Here is a 14,313-nt window from a genome sequence, read left to right as displayed (position 1 = left end):
GCGGTGAAGCTGGGGGGAGCGGGGTTAGCGCGGGGCCTTGCCGGCCACCGAGTAGCGCACCTGCTGGTTGCGCGTCTTCATGAAGTCTTCCAGGCTCTGGCCGCGCATGGCGGCGTAGATGTCCAGGTTGGAGACGCCCAGCACGGCGCCGAGTTTCTCCAGCACGAAGAAGATCACCCCGTAGTGGATCAGCCCGCGCCAGTCGCGGCGGCGCAGCAGGTCGCGCTCTTCCTCGCTGAGGCCCGCTTCTTCGTACAGCGCCTCGGGCTCGGCGAGGAAGCGCTGGCGCCACTGCGGCTCGATCATGCGGTGCAGGAACTTGTTCAGCCGGTAACCCTTGGCGCTGCGCTCCAGGGTGTAGGGGTAGGTGCCTTCCAGCTTCTCGGCACCGGCCAACTGGTGCTGCATGTGCTGGCGATGGCGCTCGATGGCCGGGGCCGGCAGGCGCTGGTCGCGGTTCTGCAGCAGCAGGGTGGCGATGCCGGTCATGGACGGCAGGTAGTAGTCCTGGTGCAGCTTGTCGACGCTGGCGGACAGCGCGCCGCGCATGATCAGCCAGGTGATCACCTCGGCGCCTTCCATGCCGCCGAGGGTGGCGTATTCGGCGACGGTCATCTCGGTCAGGCGCTCGGGGTCGTTGACCAGCAGCTCGATGAACTGCGCGTCCCACTCAGGGTTGTTGAAGCCGCAGCGCTCGCCGTGGACCTGGTGCGACACGCCGCCGGTGGCGACGATGGCGACCTTGAGGTCTTCCGGGTAGCTCTCGATGGCGCGGCGCAGGGCCTGGCCGAGCTTGTAGCAGCGCCGCGCGCTGGGGATCGGCAGCTGCAGCACGCCGACCTGCAGCGGCACTATCTGCAGCGGCCAGCCGTCGGCGCAGGGCAGCAGCGCCGACATCGGCGAGAAGAAGCCGTGGTCCAGCGGCCTGTCGCGGAAGAAGCTCATGTCGAACTCGTCGGCCATCAGGCTCTGTCCGATGTGCCGCGACAGCGCCGCGTGGCCACCCACCGGCGGCAGCTCGCGCGGGTTGCCGCCCTCGTCGGCGACGCCGTAGCGGTCGTCGACGCCAAGGGTGAAGGCGCTGTAGTGGTCGAAGAAGAACGAGGTGACGTGGTCGTTGAAGATGTAGAAGAGCACGTCCGGGCGCTGTTCCTGGAGCCAGGCGCGGATCGGTTCGAAGCTCTTGAAGATCGGCGCCCAGGCCGCCTCTTCCTGCTTGTCGTGGTCGACGGCGAAGCCGATGGTCGGGGTGTGGGAGACGGCTAGGCCACCAATGATGCGTGCCATGACGGGGTCCTCTGGTTCAGGTTACTGCGTGGCCAGTACCTGGCTCGCGCGGCGCCGGGCGTGGCCGTTGGCCAGGATCGCCAGGGCCGCGACGAACGCCGGCAGGCCTAGGAAGGTGAACAGCAGCGGCAGGCCCAGGCCGAGGCTGAGCACCGCGCCGCCGATGAGCGAGCCGAAGATGGCGCCGAAGCGGCCGATACCGAGCATCCAGCTTACCCCGGTGGCGCGGAACTCGGTGGGGTAGTAGCCCGGGGCGAAGGCGTTGAGGCCGGTCTGCGCGCCGCTCATGCAGAAGCCGGCGGCGGTCACGCCGACCACCAGCAGGCTGGATTCCAGGCTCAGCGCGCCGAGGCTGACGATGCACAGCCCGCCCAGGGCGTAGGCGATGGCGATGACGCGGTTGGGGTTGCGCCGGTCCATGATCCAGCCGACCACGATGGCGCCGACGGTGCCGCCGATCTGGAACAGCCCAGTGATGGTGGCGGCGCGTTCGATGGACAGGCCGCCGTCGCGCAGCAGGGTGGGCAGCCAGCCCATGGTCAGGTAGATCACCAGCAGGCCCATGAAGTAGGTGGCCCACAGCGCCAGGGTGCCCAGGCGGAAGCGCCCGTCGAACAGCTGGCGCACCGGCGCCTTGTGCTGCACCGGCGGTTCGCTGACGCTGAAGCGGGTGCCTTCGGCGAAGTGCCCGCCGAGCTTGGCCAGGGCCGCGGCGATCTGCTCGGCCGGGGCCTTGCGCGCGGCCATGAAGCGCGCGGACTCGGGCAGCAGCCACAGCAGCAAGGGCAGCAGGGCCAGCGGCAGCAGGCCGCCGGCGAGCAGCACCGCCTGCCAGCCGTGGTGCGGGATCAGCCAGGCGGCGAGGAAGCCGCCCAGGCCCGAGCCCATGTTGAAGCCGGTGAACATGATGGTGATCAGCAGCGAGCGGCTGCGCTCGGGCAGGTATTCGGCCAGCAGCGTGGTGCTGTTGGGCATGGCCGCGCCCAGTGCGACGCCGGTGAGCAGGCGCAGGAAGGCCAGTTCGTAGGGGCTGCGGGCGAAGGCGCAGGCCAGGCTGAGCAGGCTGAAACCGGTCACCGCGATCAGCAGCACCTTCTTGCGGCCGAGGCGGTCGGCGTAGGGGCCGGCGGTCAGCGCGCCTATGGCCAGGCCGATCATCCCGGCGCTCATCACCGGGCCGAAGGCGGCGCGGGACAGGCCCCACTCCTGCATCAGCGACGGGGCGATGAAGCCCATCACGGCGACGTCGAAACCGTCGAACAGGACGATGAGGAAGCACAGCGAGAGGATGAGCCACTGGTAGGCCGAGATCGGGCGGCTGTCGATCCAGTCTTTGACATCGACGGTCTCCATGCCACCGGGGTTTTGCTTGAGCATTCGCGTTCACCTTTTGTTCTTGTAGTGGTGAAAATTCCAACAGGCTTCGAAAACGATGATGACCGGCAGGAATCACCTCGCCGTTTTTCGGCGTGGGGCGACTGTAAGGCTCAAGGGGCGGGGCCTGCCTCTGGGAAATCCTTAAGCGGGTATCGGTTTTGTTTATGGGGCGCTTGCGCAGGCGTTGCCGGGGGCGGCGACGCCTGGCGGGCGGGTTTCACTGGCTGAGTTCCTCGTGGTAGTCGGCCTGGCCCTGGCGCCAGTAGGCGGCGACGCGCATGGCTTCCTTCGCCTGGCCCTTCTCCAGCAGCAGGTTGCGCACGCGGACCATGGCCGCGGCCTCGCCAGCGCCCCAGGCGAAGCCTTCGCCGGCGGGCAGGTGCAGGGCCTCGACGGCGGCCAGCAGGGTTTCGCCGTCATCGAACCAGCGCAGTTCGAGGTCGGCGGCAGTGGTGAACTGGCGACGGTCGGCCGCCTCCACCTGCAGCAGGACGATGGCGCGGGTGCCGGCCGGCATTTCCTCCAGGCGCCGGTGCACGGCGGGCAGGCCGGTGGCGTCGGCGACGAACAGGTGCCAGGCGAAGTCCAGCGGGACGATCATCGAACCGCGCGGGCCGCCGATCACCGCGTTGTCGCCGACCTGGGCGTGCTCGGCCCACTGGCAGGCCTTGCCGTGGCCGTGCAGGGCGAACTCGACGGTCAGCTCGCGGGCAGCGGCGTCGAAGCGGCGCGGGGTGTAGTCGCGGCGGACGATGCTGCCGTCGTCGTCCTCGAACATGAACTTGACGTGGTCGTCGAAGCCGGCGGAAACGAAATCGGCCAGGGCCTCGCCGGCGAAGGTGAGGCTGACGAAGTGCGGGCTGAGCTGTTCGCGGCGGGCGACCTGTACTTCGCGCATGCGCAGTTCGTGGCGGACGCGTTGCACGCGGCGTTGTTGGGTGGCTTGAGTCATGGGTGGCCCTCTTGGGCTATGGTTGATAATATCAACGATCATAAGAATCATTAGTTGATAAAGTCAACCGTATAGCCATGAAAGCCGACGACGTTCTCGAAACCATCCACTCCGTCATGCACCTGTACCGTTCGCGGCAATACCGCGAACTGCGCGACGGCCCCCATGACCTGACGCACATGGAATTCAAGGTGCTGGCCTTCTTCGCCCGCCGCCCGGGCGCCACCCAGCGTCAACTGGTGGAACACAGCGGCCGCGACAAGGCGCAGATCGCCCGGCTGATCCAGGGCCTGCGCAACCGTGGTTTGCTGGAGGGCAGCGCCGATGCATTGGACAAGCGCAGCGTGTGCCTGAGCCTGAGCGCCGCTGGCCAGGCGGTTTACGCCGAGGTGGAAGGGCAGGGCCGGCATTTGTCGGAGGTGGCGGTGCGGGGGTTCAGCGCGCAGGAGCGGGAGCAGTTGCAGGGGTTGTTGGCGCGGGTGGAGGCGAACTTGCAGGGGGAGTGAGGGGTGTTTTTTGTGGGGGCTCGCCGGTGGTTTCGGTGGGGTGGGTGGGGGCCGTTCCCTCTCCCCAGCCCTCGGCTGCGCGCCCCGCCCTGAAGGGAGAGGGGGCTAGTCCGTGCCGAGAGAAGGCCAGGTTTCAGCCGGGAACCATTGATGTGGCCGGCTAACGCCATAACATCAAACCCTGCCCAACGGTCCCCTCTCCCTTCAGGGAGAGGGTTAGGGAGAGGGCGCGGAGGTTGGCATGGCAGCGGAGCCGCCGGTTACCTCGTTCGCGAGCAAGCTCGCTCCTACGAAAAGCCGTGCAGTCCGGAATGCCGATGCCCAAGGGCAATGGCGGCGCCCCCGTAGGAGCAGGTCAGCCCTCCACCACCCGATAGCACGGCTCATACGCCGCCCCACCCGGCAGCTTCATCCGGTGCTGCTTGACGAACGCATGCAGCAGTTCGTCCAGGCGTCGCATCAGCGCGGGTTCGCCGTGGATTTCGTAGGGGCCGAATTCCTCGATGGCGCGCACGCCCTTTTCCTTGACGTTGCCCGCGACTATCCCGGAGAACGCCCGGCGCAGGTTGGCGGCCAGTTCGTGGGCCGGCAGGTCGGTGCTCAGCTGCAGGGCGGCCATGTGTTCGTGGGTGGGGTCGAAGGGGCGCTGGAAGCCGACGTCGATCTTCAGCAGCCAGTTGAAGTGGAAGGCGTCGTTGCGCTCGCGGCGGAACTGCTTGACCTCCTTCAGGCCCTGGGCCATGTGCCGCGCCACTTCGGCCGGGTTGTCGACGATGATCTGGTAGCGCCGCTGCGCCGCCTCGCCCAGGGTGGCGCCGACGAAGGCGTGCAGCTGCTCGAAGTAGGCCGAGGCGCTGCGCGGGCCGGTGAGCACCAGGGGGAAGGGCAGGTCCTGGTTGTCCGGGTGCATGAGGATGCCCAGCAGGTAGAGGAATTCCTCCGCCGTGCCGACGCCGCCGGGGAAGATGATGATGCCGTGGCCGACGCGGACGAAGGCCTCCAGGCGCTTCTCGATGTCCGGCAGGATCACCAGTTCGTTGACGATCGGGTTGGGCGCCTCGGCGGCGATGATCCCCGGCTCGGTCAGGCCCAGGTAGCGGCCGCCGTGGTGGCGCTGCTTGGCATGGCCGATGGTGGCGCCCTTCATCGGCCCCTTCATCACGCCCGGGCCGCAGCCGGTGCAGACGTCCAGGTTGCGCAGGCCCAGCTCGTGGCCGACCTTCTTGGTGTACTTGTACTCCTCGGTGCTGATGGAGTGGCCGCCCCAGCACACGACTATCTTCGGCTCCACGCCCGGGCGCAGGGTGCGCGCGTTGCGCAGCAGGTGGAAGACGTAGTCGGTGATGCCCTGCGAGGTGTGCAGGTCGACGCGCTGGTTGTCCAGCTCGTTGGCGGTGTAGACGATGTCGCGCAGGGCGCTGAAGAGCATCTCGCGGGTGCCGGCGATCATCTCGCCGTCGACGAAGGCGTCGGCCGGCGCGTTGACCAGTTCCAGGCGCACGCCGCGGTCCTGCTGGTGGATGCGCACCTCGAAGTCGCGGTAGGCGTCGAGGATGGTCTTGGCGTTGTCGATCCGCGCGCCGGTGTTGAGGATGGCCAGGGCGCACTGGCGGAACAGTTGGTAGACGCTGCCCGAGCCGGCTTCGCTGAGTTGCTGGACTTCGCGCTGGGACAGGGTTTCGAGGGTGCCCTTGGGGCTGACCGAGGCATTGATGGTGGGTCTGGGGGACATTACAGCTTCCATTGGTGCGGATGCCCGGGAGGGCACCTGGGTACTCGACCGCGCGGGTGGCGGTGTCCTGCCCCGATATGGCCGCAAGGGCGGCCCGGTGAGGGTGGGGCTTAAGCGGATAGTAGTGCGTGGGGAGCGAGGCCGCGAGCCCTGCGGATTGCCATCACGGCTGCGGGAAGGCCTCGGCCACCCGCCGGGAAGGCGGGAGCCGGACGACGGGATGGGGCGTTCAGCCGGCCAGGGCGGCCAGCGGAATGCCTTCGTGGTTGGGCAGGTAGCCGTTGCCCAGGGACAGGCTGACCGGCTGGCGCTGCGGCTTGAGGAAGCCGAGCAGGGCATCGCGGGTGTCCTGCCAGCCCTGCTTGTGCTCGACATCGATGAAGTGCCCGGCATTGCGGATGGTGCGGAACTCGCAATCGCGGATCAGCTGCTGGAACAGCTTGGCCTCGGCCGGCGTGGTGTAGAGGTCCAGCTCGCCGTTGAGGAACAGCAGCGGGATGTCGATGGCCGCGAACTTCTCCATGTAGCTCTCGGCGCTGAGCTTGAGCACCTGGCAGACGTGGAAGTGCATCTGCCGGTACTCGTGCTCGTCCAGGCCGGCGACGTGGCGGAAGTTGTAGCGCTTGAACAGCTGCGGCAGATAGCGGCCGATGGTGTCGTTGACCAGGTTGGCGATGTTCGGCCGGTCGCAGGCGCCCAGGTAGTCCAGGCCGCGGTGCAGGTAGTCGAGCATCGCGGCGTTGAGCAGCGGCGAGAAGGAACTGATCACCGCCTTGCGGATGCGGCTCGGGCGCTGCGCCAGGGCCAGCAGGGTGGCCACCCCGCCCCAGGAGAAGGACATCACCACGTCGGCGCGGTAGTGCTCGATCAGCCCGAGCAGCAACTGCGCCTCGTACTCCTTGCTGATGAATTCGCGGCAGTCGTTGTGCGCCCTGGACCGGCCGGCATAGGGCTGGTCGTAGCAGACCACGTTGAAGTGCGGTTGCAGGTATTTCACCGTTTGCGCAAAGGAGGCGGTAGTAGCCAGCGAGCCGTTGACCAGGATGATGGTCTGGCGTGCTTCCCTGTTGGCGTGGAACTCCGTGTAGACCCGGTGTTGCAGAATTTCGACGACGGCGGTTTCCGGCCTCATGTCGCTTCCTCCATACGCAGCTCGAATGGATGCACCCACGATTGGGTACGAGAGAACTACCAGGCAGAAGGAAAGCGCCTTGAGGTGACAGCTTCATGTCACCTGGCGAAAGTTCATATTTCTTTTATTTTCAAAAACTTATAAGTGCAAAAGCGAAGCGCCGAACCTCTTCGGGAGGGCCGTGCGCAGGGCTTTCGAGGCAGGTAGGAAAGGCTGGGCGAGAAGTGCCGAGCGGAAAAAATCTTCTTGGACGTGATGCGTGACCGATGAGTCACGCATGGGCCAGAGTTAAGCAGGACGGTTCGCCCGCCGCAAGCCTGTGGCGGGCGTTTTCCCGCCGCCGCCGGGGTGGAATCCGACGAACTGCGTTTTTCCGGCAAAAGGCCAGCCTCCTATTACACTTTCCTACAGCTCTTTCTTACTAATTCTCCTGCCGCGGAAGAGGTCGTTGCGCTCCTCCCTGGCCGACACAACGGATGGGTCGGATTCATGGTCGTGCACCCTGTTTTGCGAACCGGGCTGGTTTTCGCCGTGCTGGCCTGCGCGGGTCCGCCCGCGGCCGCGGATGACCTCTACGGCTGCGCGCAACCGGTGCGCCTGGCGTTCTACCGCAACCAGGTGTTCTACCACGACGGCAAGGGCCTGGACGCCGACCTGGTGGCGGAGTTGGCGCGTCGCACCGGCTGCGCCTTCGAGGTCTCGGTGCGGCCGCGGGCGCAGATCTGGACGGCCCTGCAGCGCGGCGAACTGGACATGGCCACCAGCGCCGTGGCCACCGTCGAGCAGCGCCGCTACGCCTACTTCGTGCCCTACCTGCGCCTGCGCGAACGGCTGATCGTGCCGCTGGACCTGTCCGCCGACCTGCACAGCCTGGACGACTTCCATGCGCTGCCGGGCGTGCGCCTGGGCGCGGTCGCCGGCTACAACCACGGCCCCTACCTGGACGCCATGCTGCGCATCCTGCGCAGCGAGGGGCGGGTGCGCGAATACGTCGACGAGACGGCCTGCTTCAACGCCCTGCTGGGCGGCGAGGTGGACGGGCTGATCGGCCACGAACTGAGCCTGGCCGGGCTGCTCCACGAGCCGGCGCTGCGCCACCGCTTCCGCGGCATCGACGTGGCCCGCGGGCCCGGCGTGCCGCGCAGCCTGGTGCTGGCCCGCGGGCGTTTCAATGCGGCGCAGAGCGCGCAGTGGCAGCGCCTGTTCGAGGACCTGCGGCTGGACGGCTCGCTGGTCCGCATCTTCCTGCGCAACGCGCCGCTGGACGTCGCCGCGGCGCTTCTCGACAACGGCTACCGGCCGACCCCCGACGGGCAAGGCGGACAGGACGAGGCACCATGAGGGCAGACAAACGCGGCATCCCCCTGCAGGTCCTGGTGACCGGCGCCATCATCCTGAGCATGCTGGTGCTGGCCGTGTCCCTGCTGGTGCAGGGCTACCGGGGCGTGGAAGGGGCGTTGGTGACGGCGGCGGGGGAATCCGCAGCGCAGCTGGGGGTGACGGTCAACGAGCGCATCCGCCGGCTGCTCGACCCGGCGCAGAACACCCTGCGCCTGCTCAGCTACGACGGCATCTCGCAGACCGACAACCTGCCGGCGCGCCTGGAGCGCCTGCCGATGCTGGCCGAGAACCTGCGCGCCAACCGCACCCTCAGCGCGCTCTACGTCGGCTACCCGAACGGCGAGTTCCTGCTGATCCGCGCCCTGCGCACGACGAAGGCGCGGCAGGCGCTCAAGGCCCCGGACAAGACCTTCTACCTGGTGCAGAGCCAGACCCTCGGCGAGCAGGGCGCGCAGGTCGGCGAGTGGCGCTTCTACGACGCGCGCCTGCAACTGCTGCAGCGCCAGGAACGCCCCGACTACCGCTACGACCCGCGCCAGCGCCCCTGGTACAAGGACGCCTATGCCGGCAAGGGCACGGTGCTGACGCAGCCCTACGTGTTCTTCACCACCCAGGAGATCGGCCTGACCCTGGCCCTGCGCAGCGTCGACGGCGCGGCGGTGATCGGCATGGACGCCTCGGTGGACGACCTGGCCACCGAGATGGGCGGCCTGCGCCAGACCGCCAACACCGAGCTGGCGGTGCTCGGCGCGCAGAACACGGTGATCGCCTACCCGGACCTGGAGCGTTTGCTGCTGCACCGGGGCGACGAAGTGCGCCTGGCCCATCTCGACGAACTCGGCGTGCCCGCCCTGGAGCGCCTGGTCGAACTCGGTGGCCCGCCCGGCACGCCGCAGCGCTACCAGGTGGCGGGCCAGGACTGGTACGGCATCTGGGTTCCGCTGGTGAGTTTCGCCAGCGGCCAGGCGCGGGTGCTGATCGGCATCCCGGCCGACGAACTGCTGGCCGGCGCGCGACAGATGCTGCTGCGCCAGGCCGCCTGGAGCGGCGCGCTGCTGCTGGCCCTGCTGCTGCTCGGCTGGCTGATCGGCCGGCGCATCGCCCGCCCGCTGCGGGCCCTGGCCGACCAGGTGGGGGCGCTGGCGGCCTTCGACTTCGCCCGGCCGGTGGGCGTCGACTCGAAGATCCGCGAGGTGCGCGAGCTGAGCCGGGTGCTCGGCGGCATGTCGCGGACCATCCACAACTTCCAGGGCATCACCCTCAGCCTGAGCCGCGAGACGCGCCTGGACAGCATGCTCGCCGAGGTGCTGTCGCGCCTGGTGGTGGCCACCGGCGTGCAGGGCGGCGCGGTGTACCTGCTGCAGGAGCAGGACAATCGCCTGGCGCAGGCCTGCGCGGTGAACGGCGAGCACTACCCGCAGTCGCTGCTCATCGAGGGCTTCGACGAGGCGCAGCTGGCCAGCCTGCTGGACCAGGCCCTGAGCGGCCGCGGGCGGCACATGGAGGTGCCGCTGCGCAACCGCAGCGAGGAACTGCTGGGCATCCTGGTGCTGCAACTGCAGGAGGAGGGCGAGCGCCGGCGCACGCCGCGGCGGCCGTTCAAGCGCTTCGTCGAGGAGCTGTCCGGCGCCGCCGCCGTGGCCATCGAGACGCGCCAGCTGATCGAGGCGCAGCAGCGCCTGCTGGATGCCATCATCAAGCTGCTGGCCGACGCCATCGACGCCAAGAGCCCCTACACCGGCGGCCACTGCGAGCGCGTCCCGCAGCTGGCCGACATGCTCCTGCAGAAAGCCATCGACGACCGCGATGGGCCCTACGCGGCCTTCGCCATGAGCGACGCCGAGCGCTACGAATTCCAGATCGCCGCCTGGCTGCACGACTGCGGCAAGATCACCAGCCCCGAGTACGTGGTGGACAAGGCCACCAAGCTGGAGACCCTGTACAACCGCCTGCACGAAGTCCGCATGCGCTTCGAGGTGCTCTGGCGCGACGCCGACATCCGCTACTGGCGCGACCGCGCCGAGGGCGGCGAGGAAAGCCAGCTGCGCGAGCGGCGCGATGCCGAGCAGCAGGCGCTGCGCGAGGACTTCGCTTTCGTCGCCCAGGCCAACGTCGGCGGCGAGTTCATGAAGGACGAGGACATCGAGCGCCTGGCGCGCATCGGCGAGCGCCGCTGGTGGCGGCATTTCGATGACCGCATCGGCATTTCCCACGACGAGGCCGAGCGCCTGGCTGCGACGCCGGTCGAGCCGCTGCCGGCGGAGGAACGCCTGCTGGCCGACAAGCCCGCGCACCAGGTGCCCTGGGGCGAACGCAAGCCGCCGGTGGCCAAGGACGACCCGCGCAACACCTGGGGCTTCGACATGCGCCTGCCGGCCTTCGCCAGCCACTACGGCGAGCTGTACAACCTGGGCATCCGCCGCGGCACCCTGACCGACGAGGAGCGCTTCAAGATCAACGAGCACATCGTCCAGACGCTGATGATGCTCAGCGCGCTGCCGTTGCCCCGGCACCTGCGCCGGGTGCCGACCATCGCCGCCAACCACCACGAGAAGATGGACGGCACCGGCTACCCGCGGCGGCTGTCGGGCGAGGCGATGAGCATTCCCGAGCGGATCATGGCCATTGCCGATATCTTCGAGGCGCTGACCGCCGCCGACCGCCCCTACAAGGCGCCGAAGACGCTGTCCGAGTCGCTGAAGATCCTCGCCTGCATGGCCCGCGACCGCCACGTGGACGCGGGGCTGTTCCGGCTGTTCGTGGCCAGCGGCGTGTACCGCGAGTACGGCGAACGCTTCCTGCGGCCGGAGCAGATGGATGTGGTGGACGAAGCGGCGGTGCTGGCCATCGTCGAGGCGGGGCAGGCGGAGAAGGCCTGAGCCGCGGCGCAATGCGGTTCACTACGGCGTTATCCGCCGAATCGCGGACGGAGTCCGCTACGGGGGAGGCATACCGTGCTTCCCGGCAACCTGTAGGAGCGGGCCCTGCCCGCGATTCGCGCGCAGGGCGCGCTCCTACATGGGAATGGCGTGGGTGGGGCAGCGTAGGAGCGGATCTCATCCGCGAATCGCGCCGGATTGTCCGGCTATCGCGGACAAGGTCCGCTCCTACGGGGGAGGCATACCGTGTTTCCCGGCAACCTGTAGGAGCGGGCCCTGCCCGCGATTCGCGCGCAGGGCGCGCTCCTACATGGGGACGCTGCGGGTGGGGCGGCATAGGAGCGGATCTCATCCGCGAATCGCGCCGGATTGTCCGGCTATCGCGGACAAGGTCCGCTACGGGGGAGGAATACTGTGCTTCCCGCAACCTGTAGGAGCGGGCCCTGCCCGCGATTCGCGCGCAGGGCGCGCTCCTACATGGAAATGGCGTGGGTAGGGCAGCGTAGGAGCGGATCTCATCCGCGAATCGCGCCGGATTGTCCGGCTATCGCGGACAAGGTCCGCTCCTACGGGGGAGGAATACTGTGCTTCCCGCAACCTGTAGGAGCGGGCCCTGCCCGCGATATCGCGCGCAGGGCGCGCTCCTACATGGAAATGGCGTGGGTGGGGCAGCGTAGGAGCGGATCTCATCCGCGATGGGATTCACCGGCACGAACAACGGGGCGGCGTCAGCGCGCCGAGTCCAGCGCCACGCTGCCCTCGGCCTGGAACAGCACCAGGTGGTCGGCGGCCACGCCGATGCCCACTTCCTCGCCCGGCTGGTGGTCGGCATGGCTGGGGAAGATCGATTCCAGCAGGGTGCCAGTGGCCAGTTGCAGGCGGTACAGGGTGGCCGCGCCGAGGAACGACTTGCCGACGATGCGCGCCTTCAGGGTGCCCTGCGGGGCGTAGACCAGGTCGTCCGGGCGCAGCAGCACGTCTACCGCGCTGCCCTGTGGCAGGCTGTAGGCGCGGTTGCCGCGCAGCACGCCCAGTTCGGTCTGCACGCTGTCCGGGTCGAGCATCTGCCCGCGGATGAAGTAGCCCTGGCCGATGAAGCTGGCGACGAAGGGCGTCTGCGGCTCGTGGTAGAGGTTGAAGGGGGTGTCCCACTGCTCCAGGTGACCGTGCTTGAACACGCCGACCTGGTCGCTGACGGCGAAGGCCTCTTCCTGGTCGTGGGTCACCAGCACGGCGCTGGTGCCGCGCGCCTTGAGGATTTCGCGGACCTCATGGCTGAGCTTGCGGCGCAGCTCCACGTCGAGGTTGGAGAAGGGCTCGTCGAGCAGCAGCAGCAGCGGCTCGGGGGCCAGCGCGCGGGCCAGGGCCACGCGCTGCTGCTGGCCGCCGGACAGCTCGTGGGGGTAGCGCCGGCCGAGCTTGTCGAGCTTCACCAGCTCCAGCAGCTCGGTGACGATGCGCCGGCGTTCGGGGTGCTTGCGGATGCCGAAGGCGACGTTGTCCTCCACCGTCAGGTGCGGGAACAGCGCGTAGTCCTGGAACACCATGCCGATGCGGCGCTTCTCCGGCGCCAGGGTGAAGCCGGGGCGCGAGATGGTCTCGCCGGCCAGGTGGATCTCGCCTGCCTGCACCGGCTCGAACCCGGCGATGGCGCGCAGGGTGGTGGTCTTGCCGCAGCCGGAAGGGCCCAGCAGGCAGCCGATGTCGCCGGCGTTCAGGTGCAGGCTGACGTCCTGCACCACGCGCTGCTGCCCATAGCCACAGGAGAGGTTTCTGAGTTCGAGCAACAGCGGTCGGGTCATGGATCGGGCCGTGGAGAAAGAAGCGGAGGCAGAGAGTTTACACGTGGCGAATGAGAATTACTCGCCGGCGCGAACGCGGCGACCCCGTGCCGCACGGCGGGCCGGGGCCGTGCGGCTGGGTGAAGGTCAGGCGTAGTGGGCGTGCTCGACCAGCAGTTCGAGCAGTGCCTTCTGCGCGTGCAGGCGGTTCTCCGCCTGGTCCCAGGCCACCGAACGCGGGTCGTCCAGCAGGTCTTCGCTGATCTCCTCGCCACGGTGCGCCGGCAGGCAGTGCATGAACAGCACGTCCGCGGCGGCGCCGTCGAGCAGTTCGCGGCTCACCTGGTAGGGGCGGAAGGTGCGCAGGCGCGCCTGGGCTTCGTCTTCCTGGCCCATGGAGGCCCAGACGTCGGTGCTCACCAGGTGCGCGCCGGCCACCGCCTCGCGCGGGTCGCGCACCACGCGCACGCGCTCGCCGGCCAGTTCCTGCAGCGCGGCGCTGGGCTCGTAGCCTTCGGGGCAGGCCACGCGCAGCTGGAAGTCGAAGCGGATGGCCGCCTCGATGTAGCTGTTGCACATGTTGTTGCCGTCGCCGATCCAGGCCACCGTCTTGCCGGCGATGCTGCCGCGGTGCTCGTGGAAGGTCTGCATGTCGGCCAGCAACTGGCAGGGGTGCAGGTCGTCGGACAGGCCGTTGATCACCGGCACCCGCGAATTGGCGGCGAACTCGGTGAGGGTGCTGTGGGCGAAGGTGCGGATCATCACCGCGTCGACCATGCGCGACATCACCTTCGCCGCGTCGGCGATGGGTTCGCCGCGGCCCAGCTGGGTGTCGCGCGGGGAGAGGAAGATCGCCTGGCCGCCGAGCTGGATCATGCCGGCTTCGAAGGAGATCCGCGTGCGGGTCGAGGCCTTCTCGAAGATCATGCCCAGCACGCGGTTCTTCAGTGGCTCGTAGAGCACGCCTCGGTCGCGCAGGTCCTTCAGCTCGCTGCCGCGGCGGATCAGACCGAGGAGTTCGTCGGTCGTGTAATCCAGCATCGAGAGGAAGTGCCTTGCGCTCATGATTCAGTACCTACTGCTTGTTCTCAGAGTTGCGACCGAGGGTCTGGCCGGCTTTTCGAGAAAAAACGGACTGAACCTGCGGCCTGACCGCATGCAGCGGAAATTTAGGGGGAAGACGCGATCCTATAAGGAAATTACGCATCCACGCAAGTTTGCCGCGGAGAGCCCCGCCGGGCCCGGTGACGGCGGGTTTCGGAACATTTCGCAAACGAACGGAAAGGTCCTATTGGGTCTGGCGAGCGGGACTACATAAATGCCCGC

General features: G+C 68.2%; 10 protein-coding genes. 3 read left to right on the top strand and 7 right to left on the bottom strand.

Annotation, left to right across the window (positions count from 1 at the left end; all coding sequences use genetic code 11):
- Positions 1-24 precede the first annotated feature (24 nt).
- The 3 genes from PM1_RS23405 to PM1_RS23395 form a co-directional block, all read right to left on the bottom strand.
- Positions 25-1,287 carry a gallate dioxygenase gene (locus tag PM1_RS23405; RefSeq protein ID WP_009618367.1) on the bottom strand — a complete coding sequence of 421 codons (1,263 nt, stop codon included), beginning with the start codon at positions 1,285-1,287 and terminating at the stop codon, positions 25-27.
- A 21-nt stretch (positions 1,288-1,308) separates the two neighbouring features.
- Complete coding sequence (locus PM1_RS23400) at positions 1,309-2,664, bottom strand: MFS transporter (RefSeq protein ID WP_009618369.1); 1,356 nt, start codon at positions 2,662-2,664, stop codon at positions 1,309-1,311.
- Positions 2,665-2,881: 217 nt separating this feature from the next.
- Positions 2,882-3,616 carry a siderophore-interacting protein gene (locus PM1_RS23395; protein ID WP_009618371.1) on the bottom strand — a complete coding sequence of 245 codons (735 nt, stop codon included), beginning with the start codon at positions 3,614-3,616 and terminating at the stop codon, positions 2,882-2,884.
- A 77-nt stretch (positions 3,617-3,693) separates the two neighbouring features.
- Here PM1_RS23395 and PM1_RS23390 point away from each other — a divergent pair, with 77 nt between their 5' ends.
- The gene (locus PM1_RS23390) at positions 3,694-4,122 is read left to right on the top strand and encodes a MarR family winged helix-turn-helix transcriptional regulator (protein ID WP_009618373.1); all 429 of its coding nucleotides are present in this window, start codon (positions 3,694-3,696) and stop codon (positions 4,120-4,122) included.
- A gap of 355 nt (positions 4,123-4,477) precedes the next feature.
- Here PM1_RS23390 and ppnN read toward each other — a convergent pair whose 3' ends face one another.
- Both ppnN and PM1_RS23380 read right to left on the bottom strand, forming a co-directional pair.
- Positions 4,478-5,854 carry a nucleotide 5'-monophosphate nucleosidase PpnN gene (ppnN, locus tag PM1_RS23385; RefSeq protein WP_009618376.1) on the bottom strand — a complete coding sequence of 459 codons (1,377 nt, stop codon included), beginning with the start codon at positions 5,852-5,854 and terminating at the stop codon, positions 4,478-4,480.
- A 229-nt stretch (positions 5,855-6,083) separates the two neighbouring features.
- A complete protein-coding gene (locus PM1_RS23380; protein WP_009618378.1) occupies positions 6,084-6,986 on the bottom strand; it encodes an alpha/beta fold hydrolase in 903 nt (300 codons plus the stop codon).
- A gap of 531 nt (positions 6,987-7,517) precedes the next feature.
- Between PM1_RS23380 and PM1_RS23375 the strand changes: the two genes are divergently transcribed.
- Positions 7,518-8,327: a substrate-binding periplasmic protein gene (locus PM1_RS23375; protein WP_242935537.1), complete on the top strand. Its 810-nt coding sequence runs from the start codon at positions 7,518-7,520 to the stop codon at positions 8,325-8,327.
- Positions 8,324-11,206: an HD domain-containing phosphohydrolase gene (locus tag PM1_RS23370; protein WP_009618382.1), complete on the top strand. Its 2,883-nt coding sequence runs from the start codon at positions 8,324-8,326 to the stop codon at positions 11,204-11,206. The genes PM1_RS23375 and PM1_RS23370 overlap by 4 nt, the downstream gene beginning before the upstream one ends.
- A 728-nt stretch (positions 11,207-11,934) precedes the next feature.
- Here the strand turns inward: PM1_RS23370 and PM1_RS23365 are convergent.
- A complete protein-coding gene (locus PM1_RS23365; RefSeq protein WP_009618384.1) occupies positions 11,935-13,008 on the bottom strand; it encodes an ABC transporter ATP-binding protein in 1,074 nt (357 codons plus the stop codon).
- Between the two features lie 126 nt (positions 13,009-13,134).
- The gene (gene argF / locus PM1_RS23360; RefSeq protein ID WP_009618386.1) at positions 13,135-14,052 is read right to left on the bottom strand and encodes an ornithine carbamoyltransferase; all 918 of its coding nucleotides are present in this window, start codon (positions 14,050-14,052) and stop codon (positions 13,135-13,137) included.
- Between the last annotated feature and the right edge of the window lie 261 nt (positions 14,053-14,313).

The organism is Pseudomonas sp. M1 (assembly GCF_022760135.1).
GTDB lineage: Bacteria > Pseudomonadota > Gammaproteobacteria > Pseudomonadales > Pseudomonadaceae > Pseudomonas > Pseudomonas citronellolis.
The sequence above is the reverse complement of the archived record's forward strand: the minus strand, read 5'-3'. Positions and strand labels throughout refer to the sequence as shown.

Coding starts and splice junctions, on each gene's coding strand:
- ppnN (WP_009618376.1), bottom strand. CDS start 5,854: ATGTCCCCCAGACCCACCATCAATGCCTCGGTCAGCCCCAAGGGCACC.
- PM1_RS23390 (WP_009618373.1), top strand. CDS start 3,694: ATGAAAGCCGACGACGTTCTCGAAACCATCCACTCCGTCATGCACCTG.
- PM1_RS23365 (WP_009618384.1), bottom strand. CDS start 13,008: ATGACCCGACCGCTGTTGCTCGAACTCAGAAACCTCTCCTGTGGCTAT.
- PM1_RS23370 (WP_009618382.1), top strand. CDS start 8,324: ATGAGGGCAGACAAACGCGGCATCCCCCTGCAGGTCCTGGTGACCGGC.
- argF (WP_009618386.1), bottom strand. CDS start 14,052: ATGAGCGCAAGGCACTTCCTCTCGATGCTGGATTACACGACCGACGAA.
- PM1_RS23405 (WP_009618367.1), bottom strand. CDS start 1,287: ATGGCACGCATCATTGGTGGCCTAGCCGTCTCCCACACCCCGACCATC.
- PM1_RS23395 (WP_009618371.1), bottom strand. CDS start 3,616: ATGACTCAAGCCACCCAACAACGCCGCGTGCAACGCGTCCGCCACGAA.
- PM1_RS23380 (WP_009618378.1), bottom strand. CDS start 6,986: ATGAGGCCGGAAACCGCCGTCGTCGAAATTCTGCAACACCGGGTCTAC.
- PM1_RS23400 (WP_009618369.1), bottom strand. CDS start 2,664: ATGCTCAAGCAAAACCCCGGTGGCATGGAGACCGTCGATGTCAAAGAC.